The organism is Algoriphagus algorifonticola (assembly GCF_007655305.1).
Classification (GTDB): Bacteria; Bacteroidota; Bacteroidia; order Cytophagales; family Cyclobacteriaceae; genus Algoriphagus; species Algoriphagus algorifonticola.
In genome coordinates this window covers 76,540-98,905 of sequence record NZ_VLOG01000008.1, presented here as the reverse complement: position 1 = coordinate 98,905, position 22,366 = coordinate 76,540, and the positions used below count along the sequence as shown (strand labels likewise).

The window sequence follows — 22,366 nt, the reverse complement described above, 5'->3', positions numbered from 1 at the left end:
ATTAAAATTGGTAATTGATTTTCAAAAGGATGTTTCTTCCGATATCATCAGTGAAGTATCGAAATCTGTTCATGTACTCTTTATAGCTGGTATTGAAGATATTTTGAACCTGTAGCCCAAGATTCAATTTGTTTTGTCCAATTGGCAATTGTCTTAAATACCCAAAGTTGAATAAAGCATAAGCATCAGGAGCAGGAGCCAAATCAAAATCAGGCTCTCGGTTTTGTCTCGCAACCAACTGATTACTGATAGTAAATTTGTGGGTCTTTTTTTCCCGGCCTAGCTTATAAGAAAGTCCCCAATCCATTCTGTCCGAAGGAATAAATGGAAAGAAATTGTCTTCGTCTGTATTTTTTGCCCTAATGATGGATCCTTTGACGTAAGCATTGAAATTGGAGGTGAATTCATAGCTTCCAGAAAAATCAAATCCATAAAACAGCGCATTTGCCTGCAGGTACTCATAAACATTGAAAGTACCTCTCAAACTCACAAAAGTATCTCCTGTGGGATTGAGGTAAATGTAATTTGAAATCCTATTGGCGTAAGCAGTTAACTCAAAGGTTGATTTATTGGAAGTAAACTCAAGTGAGTTTACCCACTTTAGGGATTTTTCTGAGTTCAAATCTTGATCACCTATTTCCACAGCAGCTGCCCCATGGTGTAATCCTTGGGAAAATAATTCATTGATATTCGGTGGTCTCCATGCGGAACCCAAATTGGTAGAAAAAGTAAGACTTGGGGATAATTGGTAATAAGCACCTAGAAAAGCTGTGAAATTGCTGTAGTTCAAGTCCACTTCCTCTAGCTCATTATTGACGAATCTTGCTGTAGAGACATCTCTAAAATCAAACCTAATACCGCCTTCAATTTCCAAAGGTCCTTTGGAATATTTTTCAATTCCATAGAAACCCATGTTGAGCATTTGATAATTCGGAATTAGGGGAGTTACTCCAGTTCCTGGAATGTTGCTGTTTGCCTGTTGAATAATATTCAATCCCCAAGTACCGCTAAACTCATTTGGGTGGGTATGGTCTACGAATAAGTCAAGAGTATTGGTGAATAGCTCCAAATCCAAACTAGCTCTTTCATTTAAATCTCCTCTTCTTCTATCAAATTCCTGTCTTTGGTTGAGCTGAAAACCATATTGAAGATTTGCTTTCCAGTTGGAGTTGATATGATAATGAGACTTTATTTTTCCAAGATGATGCGCTACTTTCTGCTTTGGGTTTAAGATATCATAAGTGAAGCCCACATTGGAAAAAGGCCTGCCATTGGCAATAATTTCCTGTAAATCAGTCAAATTTCCTGTATGGGAATCTCTCAATATCCCCAATTCGGTGTTGAAAAAACTATAATAAATCTCTGCTCCTAATTTTGGACTCGTATATCCAAGTGCACCAGAAAAGTTGATTTCATTCAGCCCTGTATTTGCCTGATAGTAATCCGGACTTTGAATATTACCCGCCCTTTTTACCGACCCTTGAACTCTGTATCCCAAGCCTTTGATGCTTTTGAATCCATCTTGGTGAGTAACAGAAACATTCCCCATTCTACCATTACTTGCGCCTAAAACATATAGATCTGTCTTACTTTCACTTTTGGTAGGGATTTCAGCCGGACTAACTAGAATCACTCCACCCATAGCCTCCGGCCCAAAGCGAACTGTTTCAGCACCTTTTATTACTGTAATTTCATCTGCTAAAAAAGGATCAATCTCAGGGGCGTGCTCAGCTCCCCATTGTTGTCCTTCAAGTCGGATTCCATTATTCAGAATCATGATTCTATTGGAGTGCAAACCATGAATCACTGGCTTTGCTATGCTATTTCCCGTGGAAAAAGTAGTGACACCAGCAACTCTTTTGAGGCTTTCTCCCAAGTTTTCTCCTCTGGACTCCAATAATTGCTCACCATATAGAGCAGTTACCGCTGTAGTCGTTTGAACAGCATCTCTGTGTCCGTGAATTTCTACCCCAGAAAGAGCGAAGGACTCTTCTTCCATTCGAAATGTTTTATTGAATGAACTGGAAGCCAAGTCTATTTTTTCCTGAATTTCCTTATGCCCCAAAAACTGGATTTTCAAATTGTATTCGCCTTGACAAAGATTTCTTATAAGAAAGTTACCGTCAAGATCAGTCACTACACCTTGCTTGGTTTCTTCCAGCCACACGTAAGCTCCCGGGATGGGTTGGTTATTTTCTAAATGAATCACCTTACCCCGAATAGACAGGTTGCAGTTCTGAGCTTTAGAAGGGAAAGCCAGAATTAGGGTTGTCAGAAATACAGTAATGTAGGGTATCAGTTTCTTCACGCCACAAAAATAAAGTGCTTTGTAGCTTTATACCAGAAAAAGTGAAACAAAGTTGCAAAAAGGGATAAGTGGTTTTTATCCCTGAGGAAGAAAAATGCTCGATTTTTTCAAAAAACAGCCAAATTTCAATGTATTTGATTAATGTTGCTTACTTGATACTTGGGTGTGCCCCCTTCTTGAGTTGCTACAAATGCTCCGATTTTACAGGCAAAATCCAAAATCTCCTCTGAATTTTTGCCGTCTAGGTATGTTTTGACAAATCCGCTCAAGAAAGCATCTCCAGCTCCTATGGAGTCTTTCACTTTGATTTTATACCCAGGATGCTGTGTGATTTGTCCATTTTGATAAATCATAGCGCCCTTGGATCCCAAAGTGATGCAGATGATTTCAATGGGAAAATTATGATCCAAAAATTCACATAGACTTTCTACTTTAGCTTCTGTATTGAAGTAGTCTGCGAAAATTTCTAATTCATCTTCGTTGATTTTTAGAATTTCGGTGTACCCAAGAAGAGTTTCAATCACTTCGAAATCGTAAAATGGACTTCTCAAATTGGCATCAAAAATCCTCAATTTTTGCTTCGGGAGTAATGCTAAAAGTGTTTTGAGACTTTCATTGCTTCTAACTCCCAATGTTCCAAAAATAAAAGCATCACAGTTCTGGCTTTCCTGAATCAATTCATCTGTAATAGAAATATGATCCCAAGCTACATTGGGTAAAATGGTATACTTGATATTTTCAGGATCAGAATTGTCAACCAGGACTTTTGAGGTCTGATAAGGGTCTTTTCTTTGAATAAACTTATCCGAGATCCCATAACTCTTCATGTATTCCACTAATTTTTCTCCATCTAAATCATTTCCTATTCCGGAGATAAGGTTGGAATCCAGTCCTAATTGGTGAAGATTCAGGGCCACGTTCAAAGGCGCACCACCTGCTTTCGAACCGCCAGGTAAGCAATCCCATAGCATTTCACCGAAAATAAAAACTTTATGAGGCATAGTCTTGATGTAAATCTTTTTGAATTTCTTCCAGAGTTCTTCCTTTGGTTTCCGGCATTTTAAATTTCACCCAAAGGAGTTGCCAAACCATCATTAATGCAAAGAAAGCAAAGATGTAGCCTGGTCCGAATGCATTGGCAAAGAAAGGAAAGACATTGGCAATTACAGCGGCTAAAATCCAATGGGTAAAAGAGCCCAGCGATTGGCCATATGCTCTAAGTTCATTAGGAAACATTTCTGAAATGAATACCCAAATCACCGAACCTTGTCCTACTGCGTGAGAAACGATAAATCCGAAAACAAAAATAGGGAGCCAGAAAGATGGAATTCCAGGCCCCAGAAAGTTATATGCCATCAAGGATAATGAGATGATATAACCGGCGGAACCAATATACATCAACTTTTTTCTTCCCAATCGATCTATCAAATAAAGTCCTAAAAAAGTACCAAGCAAGTTGACGATTCCAATTCCTACAGTTGAGATTAAAGCGTTTTCCGTGGAAATCCCCGCCATTTCAAATACTCTTGGAGCAAAGTAGATGATGGCATTAATTCCTGATACCTGATTAAAAAAGGCAATCATAACCGCTAGAAGAGTGCTGGAAAGGTATTTTGAATTGAAAAGAGTTGAAATGCTCGCTTTGGACTTTTGCCTTTTTTCTTCTTCAATGGAAAGTCTAATTGCCTCTTCGGCACCTTCAGGATCTGTCCGAGTTAAAATGGTTCTAGCTTGACTTTGATCATTAAATTTGGCGATTAGCCATCTTGGACTTTCAGGTATTCTGAAAATCATTACACTGTATATCAAAGCTGGTATTCCTTCAACAATCAGCATCCATCGCCACTCTTCTGGCAAGCCAGCAGTTCCGATTAGATAATTGGAGACATAGGCGATTACAATTCCAAATACAATATTAAACTGATACAGGGCTACCAAGAGTCCCCGGTTTTTTGCAGGAGCGATTTCAGAGATATACATAGGAGCAACTACCGAGGATGCACCTACACCTAAACCACCAATAAATCTAAAAATGGTAAAGGAGGTGACGTCCCACGCCATTCCTGAACCCACAGCGGAAACTAAATAAAATATACCTATCCAGAGTAAGCTTTTCTTTCTTCCAAATTTGTCTGCTGGTATTCCTCCTAGCAATGCGCCGATTACAGTTCCATACAAAGCGGATGCAATGGCTAATCCATGCATCCAATCACTTAATTGCCATACTTCTTGTATCGCTCTTTCCGCACCTGAAATTACAGCTGTATCAAATCCAAATAAAAAGCCGCCAAGAGCAGCTGTGATGGAAATGAAAAAGACATATTTATTAGAAGACATAAAAAGAAATGGGGTTTATCATTCGCTAATCTAAGTAGAAGCAGCATAATTCAAAACCCCATTTATGAAATTGCCAAATCAACGAAATGGATAGATATAGCTACCAAATCTTTCTACAATAGCTCTTTCCAGACTTTCTCTATGATCTGGATGAGCGATTCTCATCAATTCATATGATCTCTGTCTCAGATTCTTTCCATACAAATTGACGACTCCAAACTCTGTCACTACATATTGAACATGTGCTCTTGTCGTAACTACTCCGGCTCCTGGTTTTAGGAAAGGGACAATTTTTGATTCTCCTGATTTTGTGCAGGCTGTTAATGCCATAATGGGTTTTCCTCCCACAGACAGTGAAGCTCCTCTCATAAAATCCATTTGTCCACCAACTCCCGAATAATGATAGCTTCCTATCGAATCGGCACAGACTTGTCCTGTCAAATCAAGTTCAACACAGGAGTTGATCGATACTACTTTCGGGTTTTTCCTGATTACAGAAGTATCATTAACATAGGCTGCTTCATGAAATGAGAATTCAGGGTTATCGTGGATTTCCCGGTATAATTCTGCTGAACCTGCAGTAAAAGCGGAAACTACTTTGCCGGGATGTTTTTTCTTATAGGCATTGGTGACAGCCCCCGATTTCATCAGGTTCAGGATTCCGTTGGAAAACATTTCTGTATGTACTCCCAAATCTTTATGATGATGAAGGCTATTTAAAACTGCATCAGGAATTGCACCAATGCCCATTTGAAGGGTTGATCTGTCCTCTATAATAGAGGCTATGTGATTGCCAATCTGAATTTCCTTCTCCGTAATTTTTCCGAGATAGTTTACTTCAGGTAGTGGTTCGTCTACATAGATAGCTTTATCAAATTTTGAAATATGAATATGTCCATCTCCATGTGTTCGGGGCATTTGCTTATTGACTTGCGCAATAATCACTTTGGCGGTTTCGACTGCAGGTTTGGCAATATCCACTGAGGTTCCCAACGAACAAAACCCATGTGCATCAGGCTCTGAAACCTGAATCATTGCTACATCAATTTCCAAAATTTTATTCCTAAAAAGGTGTCCGATTTCACTCAAGAAAATAGGGACATAGCCCCCCTGATCTGTATTGACGGCAGTTCTGATATTAGTTGAAACGAAAAGGGAATTCATAAAGAAACTCCCTTTACAATCGGGTTCTACCAAAGGCATAGGACCTAGCGTAGTGATTGCCACGATTTCGACATTTCTCAATTCTTTTTTTCTGTCTGCCAATGCATACAAAAGAGTGGTGGGGGTTGCTGCACTTCCGTGAATAAATACGCGTTGATGGCTTTGAACCAGCTGAACTGCTTCAGTTGCTGTGGTATAGTTGATCATTTTCAATTTTTTTTATTCCCCAAAGGTTTAAATTAAGATGATAAAAAAAGATGACAATTGTCAGCTAACCGCTTGATTTATCTGTTTGCCTACCAAATAATATTTTGTTTGATCACGTGTTTTAAACCTAAGGCAGCCTTAAATTTGTTATATTCGCAGACTGAAAAGATCGGCTTGAATGTCGTTTCAAAGCCCAAAAAATAGAGTATATAAACCCATAAGTATGACTACCCAAGCGGAGATTTATAAGCCAAAAAATCACATTCGTATTGTCACTGCAGCCTCACTTTTTGATGGGCATGATGCAGCGATCAATATTATGAGAAGAATCATTCAATCCACTGGTTGTGAAGTGATTCATTTAGGACACAATCGCTCGGTTCAGGAGATTGTCGATTGTGCGATTCAGGAAGATGTCCAAGCTATTGCCATTACTTCTTATCAGGGAGGGCACGTAGAATTTTTCAAATACATGTATGATTTGCTTCATGAAAAAGGAGCTGGACATATCAAGCTTTTCGGAGGGGGAGGTGGAACAATCCTTCCTGAAGAGATCAAGGAATTGCATGAATATGGTATTTCCAGAATCTATGCTCCTGACGATGGAAGAGCAATGGGTCTTCAGGGAATGATCAATGACTTAGTAAAGCAATGCGACTTTCCAATTGGAGATGAGTTGCCGGAAGAATTTGCTCTGGAAAGAGATAAAAAAAATCATGTGGCCAGACTGATCTCTGCTTTTGAAAACTTCCCTGATCAATCCAAAAAATTGTTGGAAGAAGTAAGATCAAAAAGCAAGGCGTCAAAAACCCCGGTTTTGGGAATTACAGGAACTGGAGGGGCTGGAAAATCTTCCTTGGTTGATGAATTGGTCAGGAGATTTGTTTTGGATTTTGAAGATAAAACTCTCGCAATCATATCCGTAGACCCTTCCAAAAGAAAAACTGGAGGAGCTCTTTTGGGCGATAGAATCCGCATGAATGCAATTCATCATCCCAGAGTGTTTATGAGGTCTCTGGCCACCAGACAATCAAACTTAGCTCTATCTCGATATGTCCAAGATGCTGTAGATACTGTGAAAGCGGCTGGATTTGACTTGGTGATTTTAGAAACATCAGGTATTGGTCAGTCAGATACAGAAATTATCGAGCATTCAGATTTATCCCTCTACGTGATGACTCCGGAATATGGTGCCGCATCTCAATTGGAGAAGATCGATATGCTGGATTTTGCAGATATCATTGCACTGAACAAGTTTGATAAAAGAGGGGCTCTAGATGCTATTCGGGATGTGAAAAAGCAATTCAAACGCAATCACAATCTATGGGAAGCGAAAGACGAAGATTTACCTGTTTTCGGTACCATTGCTTCTCAATTCAACGATCCGGGAATGAATCAGCTTTATAAGGCAATCATTTCCAAAGTCAATGAGAAGTTTGAGTCTTTTGAAAGCAGTTCCGAATTGACATCCGGTAGTTCTGAAAAGATCTATATTATTCCACCTGCAAGGACCCGATATCTAAGCGAGATTACTGAGAACAACAGGAACTACGACAAGTGGGTAGAAGAGCAAAAAGAGATTGCTCAAAAGCTTTATTCCATTCGGAAATCAATTGACACTATTGAAGAATCCGGTGTAGAGGACAAAGACAGATTGAAAAAAGAATTAGAAGAAGTCTATACTCAAGTCGAGCTGAATTTAGATCCAAAAAACAAGAAATGGCTGGAAGAGTGGCCAGAAGAAGCCGCTAGATATCAGGAGGATTTCTATGTTTTCAAAGTAAGGGATAAGGAGATCAAGGTAAAAACTTTCCATAAATCGCTTGCGGATTCAAGAATTCCGAAGGTTTCACTTCCTAAGTATGAAGCTTGGGGTGAGCTATTAAAATGGGGGCTTAGAGAAAACGTACCTGGAAAATTCCCTTACACTGCTGGAGTTTTCCCTTTCAAAAGAGAAGGTGAAGATCCTACTAGAATGTTTGCGGGTGAAGGTGGGCCTGAGCGTACCAACAAGCGATTCCACTATGTTTCGAAGGATATGCCGGCCAAGCGATTGTCCACGGCTTTTGACTCCGTGACTCTTTATGGTGAGGATCCTGATTATAGACCGGATATTTATGGCAAAATTGGAAACTCCGGAGTGAATGTTTGCTGCTTGGATGATGCTAAGAAGCTCTATTCAGGATTTAATCTGGTAGACCCTTTGACTTCAGTCTCGATGACTATCAATGGCCCCGCAGCTACCATGACTGCATTTTTCATGAATGCAGCTATTGATCAGCAATGTGAGGTTTATATTAAAGCCAATGGTTTAGAAGATGAAATCAATCAGAAAATTGATGCCATTTACCAAAAGAAAGGGCTGAAAAGACCAACTTACAATGCCGAGATTCCTGAAGGCAATGATGGCTTGGGCTTGATGCTTTTGGGTGTGACCGGAGATCAGGTTTTGCCGAAGGAGGTTTATGAAAAAATTAAAGCAGATACCATTTCTAAAGTAAGGGGGACTGTTCAGGCAGATATTCTCAAAGAAGATCAGGCACAAAATACCTGTATTTTCTCCACGGAGTTTTCTCTGAGGCTCATGGGTGATGTGCAGCAATATTTTATACAAAACAAAGTCAGAAACTTTTATTCAGTTTCTATTTCAGGATATCATATTGCTGAAGCTGGAGCTAATCCTATCACGCAATTGGCATTAACGCTTTCCAATGGATTCACGTATGTGGAATACTATGTTTCCAGAGGAATGGATGTCAATGATTTTGCCCCAAATCTATCTTTCTTCTTTTCCAATGGAATTGATCCGGAGTATGCGGTAATTGGACGAGTGGCTAGAAGAATCTGGGCCAAAGCGATGAAGCTGAAGTACGGGGCGAATGAACGCTCGCAAATGCTGAAGTATCATATTCAGACCTCTGGAAGATCTCTACATGCACAGGAAATTGATTTCAATGATATCAGAACGACTCTACAGGCCTTGTATGCAATTTATGACAACTGTAATTCCCTGCATACCAATGCGTATGATGAAGCGATTACAACTCCAACTGAGGCATCTGTAAGGAGGGCAATGGCGATTCAGTTGATTATCAATAAAGAATTAGGATTAGCTAAAAATGAAAACCCATTGCAGGGCGCTTTCATTATTGAAGAATTGACTGATTTGGTGGAAGAAGCAGTTTACGTGGAGTTTGATAGAATCACTGAAAGAGGTGGAGTCCTAGGAGCGATGGAGACTATGTACCAAAGAGGTAAAATTCAGGAAGAGAGTATGCATTATGAAATGCTGAAACATACTGGAGAGTATCCGATTATTGGTGTGAATACATTCCTTTCCAGTGAAGGTTCTCCAACTGTAACTCCCGGGGAAGTGATTCGAGCTACTCAAGAGGAAAAAGAAGCTCAGATTCAGACTTTGAAAAGCTTACATCATGCTTATAAAGGCAAGGAAGAAGAGCAATTGATGTCCTTGAAGAAAGCCGCTATTCAAAACGAGAATGTATTTGAGCGATTAATGGAAGCATCTAAGTATTGTTCTTTGGGACAAATTACGAGAGCGCTTTATGAGGTTGGTGGTCAATATAGAAGAAACATGTAAGGTGAGTAAGCCTTTCAAAAAGAATAAAGATTAAGTGCTATGTCAAAAAGAAATGTAACTGTCCGAATGAAAGCGGACTATGAATACGAAGCTGTAAATCCCCAGGGAAATGTAGTTCAGATCGATATGTACGATGCTCCGGCCAAAAAAGCGCAATCTCCCATGGATTTGCTTTTATCGGCAGTGGGTGGCTGTGCTTCTGTGGATGCAGTTTTGATGATGAAGAAAAAAAGAAGAGAGATAGTCGATTTTTCGGTGGAAGTGGAAGGAATTCGAAATGACGGAGTACCTGCATTTTATACCGATATCCACTTAAAATTCATTTTAATTTCTCCCAATGCAACAGAGGAGGAGTTTGAAAAAGTGGTTGCACTATCCGTTGACAAATATTGTTCAGTTGCTTCTTCTTTAAAGTCCAGATTAACGTATAGTTCTGAGGTAAAGAGACCAGGATGAGAGTAGTCAAGGAATTAATCCGGGAGGAAATACGAATTAGTATTTTCTCCTGGAATAATAAGTACATCTTGAAATTTGAGTTTGGTCCCATGGAGCAGACGTTCAAGTTAAACGAGATGGATGTATTGGAAGAAGCAGACTTGGAAAGCTTTCTGGAAGGAGATTTTTTTAAGCAAATAGTTGAAAGATTTCATGAAATGGGAAAATCATTTCGTGCTCAGTTGGAAAATCTTTAATTTCCCGCAAAGCATATGATACATGAGAGCCCCAATACTATTTTTAGTTTCTATTCTACTTCTTTTTTCGGCATGTTCTGACCTTCGGGAAAAGAAAAAGAAGGCTGATAAAGCAAGTTTACAGGAATTAGTATCTTCCTTTGAAAGCCACGCAAATGCACTTGAAAAAGAGATTGACTCGGTCTCAACTTTTTATGATTCTTTGATCAGGAACAAAGACAAAATTCTTAGAGACTTAGAGGGGTATAAGTACAAGATGAATGGGCCATTCTCTGAAGGTCTGTATGTGAAAGAGGAAAATTACAGTTCCATTATCATCTTGAATTCAACGGAAGATTATGCCAAAGCGAGGCAGGAAGTGAAATTCACCAATGGTTTGGATGAAATTTTTTCTAAGATTTATAAGCGTTATGATATCATAGCACAGATCTATTCCAATTCAGAAAATCAAGTTTCGAGAGTTTATCCCTTTTATGATGCTGTGGGAATAGTAGACCCAAATATTAATGTCAAGGACTTTAATTTTTATTACAAAGCAGATCAAGAAAATAATCCTAGTAGGGAATATGTATGGATACCCGAACCATATATCGATCCGGCTGGGCAAGGATGGATTTTGTCACTAATCAAGCCGGTGTATGATCAAGATGAATTATTTGCTGTTTTGGGTATTGATATCACAGTAGACCATCTGATCCAAAGATTTTTAGAAGACACTAATGGGGACTATCTAATTGTAAACAAAAAAGGGGACATAGTAGCGGGAAAGTCTTCTGCTATCGAGGCATTGAGCATGCCTCCATTGAAAAACCATGTATACCGGGAAACTATCCAATCGGATAATTTCAGAATTTCTGATTTTAATCTATTCAATAGTAAAAGTAGGGAAGTTCGAAAAATGGGGCAGGCTTTCCTTTTGGAATCTAAAGATCAATTTGAATTCAAAGAGGAAAGTTACCTATCTGATGCAGTTTGTAGGGCTTTCAAAGAGATAGAGTGGTATGCCATTAAAATCAATATCAAAAGCTAATGGAAACTAATAAGCCTTACCGTATTGATTTTTGGCTAACCTTAGTCATTGGGTCACTTTTAGTCCTTTTGGTAATCACCTTGGGGTTTAGCTTTTTCATGGCAATTTTTAATGCTCAATTAAATTCCAGAAAGGAATTTTTAAATAAACAAACTGAACTCGCCTCACGGGGTATTGAACTTGAGATTAGAAGATTCGAAGAAGAGTCCAAGGAATTAATCAACTATCTGGAGGATCCCAATCACGAGTTGGATGACTATGATGAAGAATTCACTTACGCTGTTAGAAGATTGTTTAATTCTTTCCCCCAATTAGTAGATACAGTTTGGGTGGATATGATGGATTCGGTTTTGGTCTTCAATAAAAATGATAGAACTGAATTTTTTCGAACACAGTCTGATAAAGGTTTCCCCTCGACTGATGAAAAGAGATTTTCCAATTTGATTTTAGGGAAAAAGGGCTTTCGTGTTCTTTATTCACTGGATTTAGTCTCCTATGCAAAGGAGTTTGTGATGAATTATTATCTCAATCCTGGCGGAGGTAAATTTTTGATTTATAATGATCGGCTTATCCCTTTAAACAGTAATTCTATTCAGATTCAAGCAAGCAAAATTGCAGATTTAGAGAATGATTTAGCTTTAGGGTTGAAGGGCTTTTATGAAGCTTCTTGGCAAAGGAATGATGAGGAGACAAGCGGTATTATTGCTCAATATCCATTTAGTTTTGTGCTTTCCAGTGAATCTGGAGCGATGGTCTTTGCCGTTCCTGCAGAAAGTTTGACTTCAGGTATTTACCAAACATATTTTTTCCTTTTTCTGGGTTTTGTTGCCTTGTTGATTTTTACTGTAGGATTTTTTGTGGTTTCTATAAAGAATAATTTAGAGTTTCAGAGAACTCAAGAAGCTAATATTCAAGAGATCAGCGAGTTATTTGATCAACAGAATTTATTGCTTCAAGAGCTCAAAGGTTTTGTTTATTTCCATGATGCCAAAGGGCAGATAACTCGTATCAGTGATGAGGTTCGGGATATTTTAGGCATGGAACCTCATGAGTTTAGATCTGCTTTCAAGGCTGAATCAAATAATGTGGAGGTTCAGAATCTCCGTGCAATTATTTTTCAGGCATTGGATGAAAAAAGGGACTTGGTTGACTTTGAGTATGATTTTATCATGCCAGATGGAAAAAGGATTAGGCTCAAAGTTTTTGAAAAATTGATTTTTGATGCTTCAGGTCAGTTCAACGGTGGAATGGGTATCTGTACAGATATCACAGATACTTATCAATCGAGAATTAAGCTGATTGAAAGTGAAAATAGGCTGAGAACTCTCATTGGCAATATCCCGGATAATATTTTTCTGTATGATAATGACAGTAGAGTTATTGATTTTCATGTTCAGGATAAAGAAGAATTGGAAGAACCCTCCCGTCAGACTTTAGGAAAGAGCCTGCAAGAATTTGTGCCACATGGTCAAACAGGGGTGGTTTTAGAGGCTTTTTATAAGGCAAGAGAAAAACGATCCATTCAGACCATCAATGTAAAATGGGAAGGCCCAAAAGGGGAGAAGCATTTTGAAATGAGATTCTTTCCTTTAGATGCTGAGAAAATGATGTCTATTTCAAAAGATATTACTACTCAGAAGATTTGGGAAAAAGGATTGGTGGATGCTATGAATGCTGCGGATCAAGCTAGCAAAGCGAAGTCGGACTTCCTTGCCAATATGAGCCATGAGATCAGAACCCCGATGAATGGATTATTGGGAATTATAGATCTCTTGGAGCAAACCAAATTGAATGCAATTCAACAGCAATATGTTGATATCATCAAAAATTCCGGAAATATGCTCTTGGGTATAATCAAGGATATTTTGGACTACTCTAAAATTGAAGCCGGAAAAGTTGAAATTTTCAATGAGGTATTTGATCCTATGCAGGAGCTTGAGAATCAGGCACAGATACTTTCAGGACTGGCAAATAAAAAAGACATAGCATTCAATTTTGAATCAGCTAGCAAACAGGACTTTTTAGCACAGGGAGATAAAGTGAAAATCAATCAGATTTTCTTGAATCTTGTGGGAAATGCGATCAAGTTTACCCCTGAAAAAGGAAAAGTAGACGTCAGCGTAGGATTGGAGCAAATAAGCGGTGATGCTTATTATATCAATTGTAAAATCATCGATACTGGGATAGGCATATCCGACGAGCATCTGGAAAAGTTAAGCGAACCATTTTATCAGATAGATAGCTCTGCAACCCGAAACTATCAAGGAACTGGATTGGGATTAGCTATTGCGAAAAAGCTTATAGAGCTCTTAGGAGGAGATTTAGTTATCAGTAGTGAAAAGGGAATAGGCTCGGTATTTGAATTTTCTGTTTTGGTAAAAAAAGTAGAGAAGGATAGTCTGAAAATTGACAAGAAGGAATTGTCTTGGGCTGAGGTCAAAGAAATGGGTGAGACACACCCTCTGAAAATTCTTTTGACTGAAGATAATGACTTGAACCTACAATTGATGAAGTTAATGCTAAATCAATTGGGTTTTCAATACGAGGTTGCCAGAAATGGAGAGGAAGCTGTGGAAAAAGTAAAAGAGCAGGATTTTGATATAGTCCTGATGGATGTACAGATGCCTATAATGAATGGTCTTGAAGCTACCGATGAGATTAGAAAGCTCCCTAAGAAAAGGGATCTTGTGATTATAGGACTTTCAGCAAACGTTTTTGATGAAGACCAAATGAAAGCAATAGAGTCTGGGATGGATGATTATCTAACAAAGCCAATACGATTAGCTGTATTGGCTGAAAGATTGGAACATTATTATAAAAAAATCATAGAAAAGAGGAAAAAATAAACCCCGACTCAAGCCGGGGTCAATATTAAAAGGAAGAATTCATATCAAACTCCTCTAAATAATCTGCTACTTTTCTGACAAACATTCCTCCCAAAGATCCGTCAACAACTCTATGGTCATAGGAATGGGATAAGAACATTTTATGTCGAATGGCAATCACGTCTCCAGTAGGTGTTTCTACCACCGCAGGTTTTTTGACGATTGCACCAACGGCCATAATCGCAACTTGAGGCTGAGGAATGATAGGAGTACCCATGACATTCCCGAATGAGCCAACATTGGATACGGTATATGTGCCTCCCGAAAGGTCATCGGCAGTCAATTTGTTATTTCTTGCTCTATTGGCTAGATCGTTTACTTTTTTGGAAATACCCACCAAGTTTAACTGATCCGCATTTTTAATGATTGGAACAATCAGGTTTCCAGACGGTAATGCTACAGCCATTCCTACGTTGATATCCTTCTTCTTGATAATTCTATCTCCATCCACGGAGATATTGATCATTGGGAAATCTCTGATTGCTTTGGCGATGGCTTCAATGAAGAATGGAGTATAAGTAATAGATTCTCCGTATTTCTTTTTGTAGGCTTCTTTATTTTTCTCCCTCCATAATACGATGTTAGTCATATCAGCCTCAACAAAAGATGTTACGTGCGGAGAAATTCTCTTGGAATCCACCATACGCTGCGCAATCATCTTGCGCATTCTATCCATCTCGATAATTTCATCATTGGCCGAAACGCTCACTTGAACTTTAGGTTCAGCTATGGATGGGCTTGGAGAGGAAGCACTTGGTGCAGCTTTTCTGTTTTTTACATATTCCAACATGTCCTGCTTAGTTACTCGGCCTTCTTTGCCGGTACCAGGTATTTTGGATAGTTCAGAAGCGTCAATTCCTTCCTCTTTTGCAATGCTTTTGACAAGAGGAGAATAGAATCTATCATCTCCATCCGCTACTACTGGCTCTGGGCTTGAGATCAAGGTCTCAGTTTTCTCCGGAGCAGCGGCTACTAGTTCGTCTTTAGCCTCTTCCTTAGGCTTAGAAGCATTAGCTGGGGCGGCTTCTTCACCGGCAGTTTCAATGATGGCAATTGGAGCACCTACAGCTATTACCTCTCCCTCTTTAGCCAATATTCTTTTCAAAACACCAGCATGGGTTGCAGGTACTTCTGTATCCACCTTATCAGTGGCAACCTCCAGGACAGATTCATCCTGCTCAATAGGGTCGCCTTCTTTTTTTAACCAGGTAAGGATGGTGCCTTCTATGATACTTTCGCCCATTTTAGGCATCAGCATTTCTACACTCGCCATACTATTTTCGGTATTTAATTGGGTTTACATTCAACTTTTAAAATTAAATTTTAAAAACATTTGAAACAAACCTTTAGTATAAAATTTTATTTGTTGTATTGAGAGATGCAAACTCTTAATAAATTCAAAACAGCAACCCCAGTTAATTGAATATTTAATAATCTGTCTTGGGTCAATTGTAATTTTTTTGCTTCTGAAAAGCCATCTCCGGCACAAGCTATCCAAACAGTTCCAACTGGCTTTTCGTCTGTTCCACCATCAGGTCCGGCTATCCCACTAGAGGCTAAACCGAAGTCGGCATGAAATAAACTTCTAATTCCTTTTGCCATTTCATGGACAGTTTCTTCGCTCACAGCTCCAAAATTCGTTAAAGTATCCTCTTTTACTCCTAGGACATCTTTTTTGTATTGGTTGTGATAAGGAATCAAAGAACCTTGAAAATAATCACTACATCCCGGGATACTTGTTATCAAGTGGGAAATATATCCTCCCGAACAGCTCTCAGCCAAAGCTAGGGTTTTCCCGGCTTTCTTCAAAAGCTTGCCGATAGCAGTTTCCAGAGTTTCTTCATTAAACCCGTATACGTACTTTTCAATTTTAGGTAGTACTAGCTGGATTTGATTTTCCACTTCTTTCTGAATTTGACTCAAATCCTTGCCAAAACCTGTTAACCTCAGTTTCACATGTCCCAGTGAAGGAAGATAAGCTAATCTGATATGCTCAGGTAACGCATTTTCCCAATCAGCTATCAAATCAGCCAACCAGCTTTCGCCTATCCCGGCGGTTTTTATAACCTTGTGATAGATTACTGGCAACTCAAACAGGCTTGGTAATTTGGGCAAAACAAAGTCATTCATGAGCCTCTTCATCTCATGAGGTACACCCGGCATGGACATCCAATAAGTTTCATTCTGATCAAACCACATGCCCGGCGCAGTTCCCACTGGATTAGGAACGTATTCACAACAGGAAGGCAAATGTCCCTGTAAGACATTTAAAGGGGTCATTTCTCGGCCTCTTCTTTTGAAAAATTCCGTAATCGCTGTGACAGCCTCTGGAACCTCAATTACAGGGCAATTGAAATACTCAGCCAATAAGGGTTTGGTCAAGTCATCCTGAGTTGGGCCTAACCCACCTGTAATAAGCACTAAATCCGCCCTTTTTTCAGCCTCTGAAAAGGCCTTTAAAATATCATCTCTATTATCTCCGACGGTAGTTTTTCTTACCACCTTTACACCTTTTAGGTCTAATTGCTGAGAAATCCAGTGACTATTGGTGTCCATGATTTGTCCATATAGCAATTCGTCTCCTATGGCTATGATTTCTGCTTTTACTAGCTTCATTTACTTATCTGACTTTGGCTTTTGTTAGGAATTTGGCAAATATGCCTGGGAAGAATCTTTTCAGGTAAACTCCCATTGTTTCTTTTCCTCCAATCAATACTTCCCGTTTTTGTTTGGTTATAGCTTGAAAAATTTGATTAGCACATTCTTCTGGACTCATTCCGTTTGCCTGTGCATCATCCATTAAGTTTAAGGGACTTCCATCCGAAGTTAAAGCATTGACAGAAACCTGGGTTTTGATGAAGCCTGGACAGATCAAGGTAACTTGAATTTGATCCTGATGATGCTCTGCTCTCAATGTATCGAAAAAACCATGTAGCGCGTGTTTAGAGGCGGCGTAAGATGATCTAAATGGGGTGCCAAATTTCCCTACCAAACTAGTCACTACCCCAAAATGCCCCTTTTTTCGGTGGATAAAATGGGGCAATAGGGCTTTGGTCAAAGTGATGGTCCCAAAATAATTTACCTCCATCAAGCGTCGGTCTACATCTAAAGTTGTCTCGTGAATAAGAGAGCGCTGACTGATTCCTCCATTATGTAAAAGCACATCAACATGGCCAAAAAGACCAATTGCCTTTTGTAACAATTCATCCACATTTCCTAGTTCAGCAAGATCTAGATAGAGTATTTGACTGTTTTCCGGGTAGTTAAGAGAGCTTTGAACTCTGTTCAATTCTTTTTTATTTCTTGCAGAAAGGATAACTCGATATCCTTCTTGATTGAATTTTTTACAGCAGGCCTCGCCGATTCCTGAGGATGCACCGGTTATCCAAATCACTTTGTTTTCACTCATTGTGACTCTTTTTTTCGTAATCTACAAAGGAAAAAGCATAAGCATGCTTTTCATCTGCTGGATGGAATTCTCTGAAAGTTTCCTTCCAGTTACTCTTATCGAATTCAGGGAAAAAAGTATCTCCTTCAGGTGAGGCTTCTACCTCAGTCAAAAGCATCTTATCAGCCATTTTTAGTGTCTGTGTATAAATCTCTCCACCTCCAATGACAAAGAGCTTATCTAAATCCAATTTCTTGCAGAAAGTAAATGCTTTCTCAAAGCTTGTGAACTGGTAATGTCCTTCAGGAACTTGATAGTTTGGGTCACGGGTAATTACTAGATGCGTTCTATTGGGCAATGGTTTTCCCAAGGACTCAAAGGTTTTACGTCCCATCAAAAGGTAATTGCCAGTGGTGATTGCTTTGAACCTTTTAAAATCAGCAGGTAGTCTCCAAAGCAATTCATTGTCTTTGCCCAAAACACTATTTTTCCCTATTGCCGCTATTAATATTATTTCCATACAAGATTGCTTGACCGATTTAAGACGTTTTAACCTTATTGACTCTTATTCAAATTTATATCCTCTTAGAAAGTCCTCGACTTTCATTCGTTTTTTTCCTTCAATTTGCAGCTCCAGTATACCCAGTTGTCCTTTTGAAGTTCCTATTCTCAAATAAGTTTTTCCGTCGGTATAAAGCTTTCCAGGTTCAGAATTACTTGAAGAGGACAGCAACTCCGTTTGATAGATTTTGCAAAATTTACCATCTAACTCTGTCCAAGCTGCAGGGTAGGGAGAAAGTCCCCTTACCAGGTTGTGAATGTTCTCAGCCGTATTTTCCCAATGTATCTTGCAGGTTTCCTTGAAAATTTTCGGAGCATGATGAATGGCGTTACTTTCATCTTGTGGTAGAGGTTTCACTTCATCTTTAGCAATATCTTCGACAGTTTTTAGAACTAAGTCAGAGCCTATATTCATCAACTTTTCGTACACATCTCCCAAGTTTTCTTCCGGAAGAATTGGGACTTTTTCTTGATAAATGATGCTCCCGGTATCGATCTCGTGTTTGAGAAAAAAAGTAGTGACTCCCGTTTCGGTTTCTCCGTTGATAATGGCCCAGTTGATAGGAGCAGCCCCACGATAATTTGGAAGTAATGAGGCATGAAGGTTAAAAGTGCCTAAGGGGGGCATACTCCAAACTGATTCAGGCAACATTCTAAAAGCCACCACAATTTGAAGGTCAGCTTTCAAGCTTTTTAGTTCTTCCTGAAACTCCTCGCTTTTGAGATTTTTTGGTTGCAGTATATTCAAGCCAAGTTTTTCTGCAGCTTGCTTAACAGGTGAGCCGACTAGCTTTTGCCCACGTCCTTGAGGCTTATCAGGAGCTGTAATTACACCTACGACATTCCAACCTGCGGCTACTAATTTTTCCAATGCTGGCACCGCAAATTCAGGAGTGCCCATGTATACTATTCTAAGATTTTTATTACTCATGAAGTTGGTTTGTACATTCTAAATTTTGGGATCACTTATACAGTAAGTAGTTAAGTCTAAGTTTGTTGAAACTCTCCAGCTCTGATTGCCATGAGGCCTCTATTTCAGATGCTGATTTGCCTGCTAGAATCATTTTTTTGATTTGATCTGTACCTGCTAATATATTGAAATAGTTATTGAAGAATTTTTCCTTCATATCCGACTTTTGGTATGCTTCAACAAGATATTCCAAGGTAAATCGATGGTCCAAAGATTCTTTTCGCAAGTCTCTACCATAGCATAACTTATCCTGATGGGGAGGGGTTTTGGACATTCCATCAATACTCACAGGCGTAAAGGTAAATTCTCCGAATTTGGGATCGGGATATCCAAAAACCTGAAATGGAAAATAGGTCCCTCGGCCCAATGAGACCACTGTACCTTCAAAGAAACAGGTGCTAGGATATAATTTTACAGACAGGTCGTTGGGAAGGTTGGGAGAGGGCTTGACTGGTAAACTGTAAACACTAGAATGGCTCCAACCATTCATTGGGATGACCTTGATTTGACAGGTTAAACCGCCTTTCAACCATTTTTCCCCATTGATCATCTGTGCTAATTCTCCTACAGTAAGCCCATGGACAACAGGAATCGGATGCATTCCCACAAAGCTTTCAAAGCCTTTTTTCAGAACGGGGCCGGCCACATAATTCCCATTTGGGTTAGGTCTGTCAAATATGATAACTTCTTTACCATTCTCAGCTGCTGCCTCCATGATGTAATGCATAGTAGAGATATAGGTGTAAAACCTGACTCCAACATCCTGCAAATCAAAAATGATTACATCCAGATCTTTAATTTGATCAGCTGAAGGCTTTTTATTATTTCCATAAAGAGAAATAATTGGTAGCCCTGTTTTTTGGTCCACACTATTGTCTACTTTCTCCCCTGCATCTGCAGTACCTCTAAATCCATGTTCAGGGACAAAAACCTTCTTCAAATTCACTTTTTGACCCAAAAGGAAATCAACGATATGTTGATTGGAAGATTGAGGCATGATGGAAGTCTGATTGGCCACGATCCCTACTTTTTTCCCCTGAAGATGAGTGAGATATAGGTCTGGCCTTTCGGAGCCCATCAAAATCTGTCCAAAAGATTGGGTGGGTGAAAAAGGGAAAAGGAAACAAATACTTGTCAAAAAAAGTAGGAGAAATAAGTTTTTCGTGTGCTTCATGCTATTTTGCGCTGTGTTTAGACAAATTAAATCACTCCATTGAACCTTTCCTATTTCATTGCTAAAAGAATCAGTTTTCGCCGTGCAGGCGGCTTCTCTGCAACCATTCATGGGATAGCAGTGGGAAGTTTGGCATTGGGGGTGGCTGTTTCCATCCTTGCCTTTATGGTTTTGGGAGGGTTTCAAAAAACTGTTGCTGATAAGGTTTATGGCTTTACAGGTCATTATCAGGTACAACGTTTTACCATGAGTAATGCTTTTGAGGAGGCTCCTTTTTCACTGGAAAGCGATTTTGCAAAGAATTATCATAATCTGGACTTCGTAGAGAGAATTCAGTCCTTTGCGCATAAGGCAGCACTCATTAAAGGCGATCAGGAAGTAGAAGGAATCTTGATGAAAGGTGTGGGGCAAGACTTTGATACACTGACTTTTAAAAAGTATTTGGTATCTGGAAGGCTTATCAAAATTCCTGAAGAAGGAACTTCTAACGAAGTAATGCTTAGCCGTCTGATTGCCAATAGATTGCTTTTAAATGTAGGCGATAAAATCATCCTCTATTTTGTGCAGGATCCACCACGATACAGAAGGGTAGAGGTAGTTGGGATTTATGAAACTTTTCTGGAAAATTTTGATGAAAAAATTGTCATAGGTGAGCTTCAGACGATTAGAAATTTGAATGGCTGGAAGCCTGAGCAAGTTGGTGGTTTGGAAGTATTTGTCAAGGAGCAACCTAATTCCCAACAAGTATCTGAGATGGAGAATATCCTGGATTTGGATTTAAAATTGATCAATTCTCAAGATAAGTACCTAGAGATTTTTGACTGGCTTAAGTTACTGGATACCAATGTATATGTCTTTATCACTTTAATTGGTTTTGTAGCTGTTTTCAACATGGGAGCCATTCTCTTTATTCTCATTATGGAAAGAACTCAGATGATTGGTTTGTTGAAAGCCTTGGGTGCTAAAAATGCGCAGATTAGAAGAATATTTTTCTGGAATGGAATTCGCATTTTGGGAAGAGGCCTACTGATCGGAAATGCGGTTGGCTTGGGTCTAGGTTTTCTTCAATCCACTTTCAACTTGATTCCTTTAGATGCGGAAAGTTATTATATGAGTTATGTGCCCATTGACTGGAATTGGCCTGTTTTTATAGCCATCAATTTGGGTATTACTATCTTAACTGCAGCAGTTTTGTGGATTCCTGTTATTGTGATTTCTCGGGTAAATCCAATCCAGTCAATACGTTTTGATTAAGGCGGTAAGGAGAAAAAATACTTTTGATTTTCATCCAAATCACACCAAAAACTGCTTCCTGGAATATTCCAGAGCTCATTTTTGAAGTGCCTTTGGTTCTGTCAGTAAAGATAATCGGAACCTCCTTAATCTTAAATCCTAGCTTCCAGGCAGTGAATTTCATTTCAATTTGGAATGCATAACCAATAAATCTGATTTCATCCAAATTGATCCCCGCAAGAACGGACCTGTGATAACATTTAAAGCCTGCAGTGGCATCTTTGATGGGTAAGCCAGTGATGAATTTCACATAAACTGAAGCAAAATAAGACATCAAAACCCTTCCAATTGGCCAGTTGACTACATTCACACCTGTGATATATCGAGAGCCTATACACAGGTCGAATCCTTGTTCCGCGCAAGCTTCATAGAGTCGGATCAAATCTTTGGGATTGTGAGAAAAATCTGCATCCATTTCAAAAATGTAGTCATAGCCATTTTTCAAAGCCCATTTGAATCCAGTGATATAGGCTGTGCCTAATCCCAATTTGCCTTTTCGTTCAATCAAATGTAGTCTTTCTGGAAATGATGCCTGAAGACTTTTCACTGCCTCAGCTGTTCCGTCAGGTGATTGATCGTCTATGATTAAAAGTTCAAAATCTCCCTCTAAATCCATGACCTTCGAAATCATTGCAGGAATGTTTTCGATTTCATTGTAGGTGGGGATGATGACTAATTTTTGGTGCTTCATTTTTTCCGAAAATCAAAAGTAAGGTTTACTAACGGTTTTTGAAGAATGGTATTTACAAATTTTCC

General features: G+C 39.1%; 17 protein-coding genes. 6 read left to right on the top strand and 11 right to left on the bottom strand.

Annotated features, from left to right (window positions below; genetic code table 11):
• Position 1: 1 nt before the first annotated feature.
• The 4 genes from FL972_RS01070 to FL972_RS01055 form a co-directional block, all read right to left on the bottom strand.
• The gene (locus FL972_RS01070; protein WP_250161253.1) at positions 2–2,308 is read right to left on the bottom strand and encodes a TonB-dependent receptor; all 2,307 of its coding nucleotides are present in this window, start codon (positions 2,306–2,308) and stop codon (positions 2–4) included.
• A 125-nt stretch (positions 2,309–2,433) separates the two neighbouring features.
• Positions 2,434–3,309 (bottom strand): carbohydrate kinase family protein, encoded by an 876-nt coding sequence (locus FL972_RS01065; protein ID WP_144602474.1) that lies wholly within the window; start codon positions 3,307–3,309, stop codon positions 2,434–2,436.
• The gene (locus FL972_RS01060; protein ID WP_144602472.1) at positions 3,299–4,645 is read right to left on the bottom strand and encodes a sugar porter family MFS transporter; all 1,347 of its coding nucleotides are present in this window, start codon (positions 4,643–4,645) and stop codon (positions 3,299–3,301) included. Before FL972_RS01060 ends, FL972_RS01065 begins: the two co-directional genes overlap by 11 nt.
• A gap of 78 nt (positions 4,646–4,723) precedes the next feature.
• A complete protein-coding gene (locus FL972_RS01055) occupies positions 4,724–6,016 on the bottom strand; it encodes an acetyl-CoA hydrolase/transferase family protein (RefSeq protein ID WP_144602470.1) in 1,293 nt (430 codons plus the stop codon).
• Between the two features lie 223 nt (positions 6,017–6,239).
• Here FL972_RS01055 and FL972_RS01050 point away from each other — a divergent pair, with 223 nt between their 5' ends.
• Genes FL972_RS01050 through FL972_RS01030 form a run of 5 tightly spaced genes read left to right on the top strand, consistent with a single transcriptional unit; the run spans position 6,240 to position 14,185 of the window.
• On the top strand, positions 6,240–9,617 hold the full coding sequence (locus FL972_RS01050; protein ID WP_144602468.1) for a methylmalonyl-CoA mutase family protein: 3,378 nt from the start codon (positions 6,240–6,242) through the stop codon (positions 9,615–9,617).
• Between the two features lie 39 nt (positions 9,618–9,656).
• On the top strand, positions 9,657–10,073 hold the full coding sequence (locus FL972_RS01045; protein WP_144602466.1) for an OsmC family protein: 417 nt from the start codon (positions 9,657–9,659) through the stop codon (positions 10,071–10,073).
• On the top strand, positions 10,070–10,309 hold the full coding sequence (locus FL972_RS01040; RefSeq protein WP_091650345.1) for a hypothetical protein: 240 nt from the start codon (positions 10,070–10,072) through the stop codon (positions 10,307–10,309). The genes FL972_RS01045 and FL972_RS01040 overlap by 4 nt, the downstream gene beginning before the upstream one ends.
• A gap of 22 nt (positions 10,310–10,331) precedes the next feature.
• Positions 10,332–11,339 (top strand): cache domain-containing protein, encoded by a 1,008-nt coding sequence (locus FL972_RS01035; RefSeq protein ID WP_144602464.1) that lies wholly within the window; start codon positions 10,332–10,334, stop codon positions 11,337–11,339.
• Complete coding sequence (locus FL972_RS01030; protein ID WP_144602462.1) at positions 11,339–14,185, top strand: PAS domain-containing hybrid sensor histidine kinase/response regulator; 2,847 nt, start codon at positions 11,339–11,341, stop codon at positions 14,183–14,185. The genes FL972_RS01035 and FL972_RS01030 overlap by 1 nt, the downstream gene beginning before the upstream one ends.
• Positions 14,186–14,210: 25 nt before the next feature.
• On the opposite strand, the gene FL972_RS01025 is transcribed toward FL972_RS01030, so the two are convergent.
• The 6 genes from FL972_RS01025 to FL972_RS01000 all read right to left on the bottom strand — a co-directional run bounded on the left by FL972_RS01025 (position 14,211) and on the right by FL972_RS01000 (position 20,317).
• Complete coding sequence (locus FL972_RS01025; protein WP_144602461.1) at positions 14,211–15,497, bottom strand: dihydrolipoamide acetyltransferase family protein; 1,287 nt, start codon at positions 15,495–15,497, stop codon at positions 14,211–14,213.
• Between the two features lie 86 nt (positions 15,498–15,583).
• On the bottom strand, positions 15,584–16,840 hold the full coding sequence (locus FL972_RS01020; RefSeq protein ID WP_144602459.1) for a competence/damage-inducible protein A: 1,257 nt from the start codon (positions 16,838–16,840) through the stop codon (positions 15,584–15,586).
• A gap of 4 nt (positions 16,841–16,844) precedes the next feature.
• Positions 16,845–17,633, bottom strand: a complete 789-nt coding sequence (locus tag FL972_RS01015; protein WP_144602457.1) for an SDR family oxidoreductase — start codon at positions 17,631–17,633, stop codon at positions 16,845–16,847.
• Positions 17,626–18,132, bottom strand: a complete 507-nt coding sequence (locus tag FL972_RS01010; protein ID WP_144602455.1) for a dihydrofolate reductase — start codon at positions 18,130–18,132, stop codon at positions 17,626–17,628. The genes FL972_RS01015 and FL972_RS01010 overlap by 8 nt, the downstream gene beginning before the upstream one ends.
• A 45-nt stretch (positions 18,133–18,177) precedes the next feature.
• Positions 18,178–19,104 carry a methionyl-tRNA formyltransferase gene (gene fmt / locus FL972_RS01005; RefSeq protein ID WP_222115997.1) on the bottom strand — a complete coding sequence of 309 codons (927 nt, stop codon included), beginning with the start codon at positions 19,102–19,104 and terminating at the stop codon, positions 18,178–18,180.
• Between the two features lie 31 nt (positions 19,105–19,135).
• A complete protein-coding gene (locus FL972_RS01000; RefSeq protein WP_144602452.1) occupies positions 19,136–20,317 on the bottom strand; it encodes an exo-beta-N-acetylmuramidase NamZ family protein in 1,182 nt (393 codons plus the stop codon).
• 39 nt (positions 20,318–20,356) lie between these two features.
• Here FL972_RS01000 and FL972_RS00995 point away from each other — a divergent pair, with 39 nt between their 5' ends.
• On the top strand, positions 20,357–21,571 hold the full coding sequence (locus FL972_RS00995; RefSeq protein ID WP_144602449.1) for an ABC transporter permease: 1,215 nt from the start codon (positions 20,357–20,359) through the stop codon (positions 21,569–21,571).
• Here the strand turns inward: FL972_RS00995 and FL972_RS00990 are convergent.
• A complete protein-coding gene (locus FL972_RS00990; protein ID WP_091650373.1) occupies positions 21,522–22,301 on the bottom strand; it encodes a polyprenol monophosphomannose synthase in 780 nt (259 codons plus the stop codon). The genes FL972_RS00995 and FL972_RS00990 overlap by 50 nt on opposite strands.
• Between the last annotated feature and the right edge of the window lie 65 nt (positions 22,302–22,366).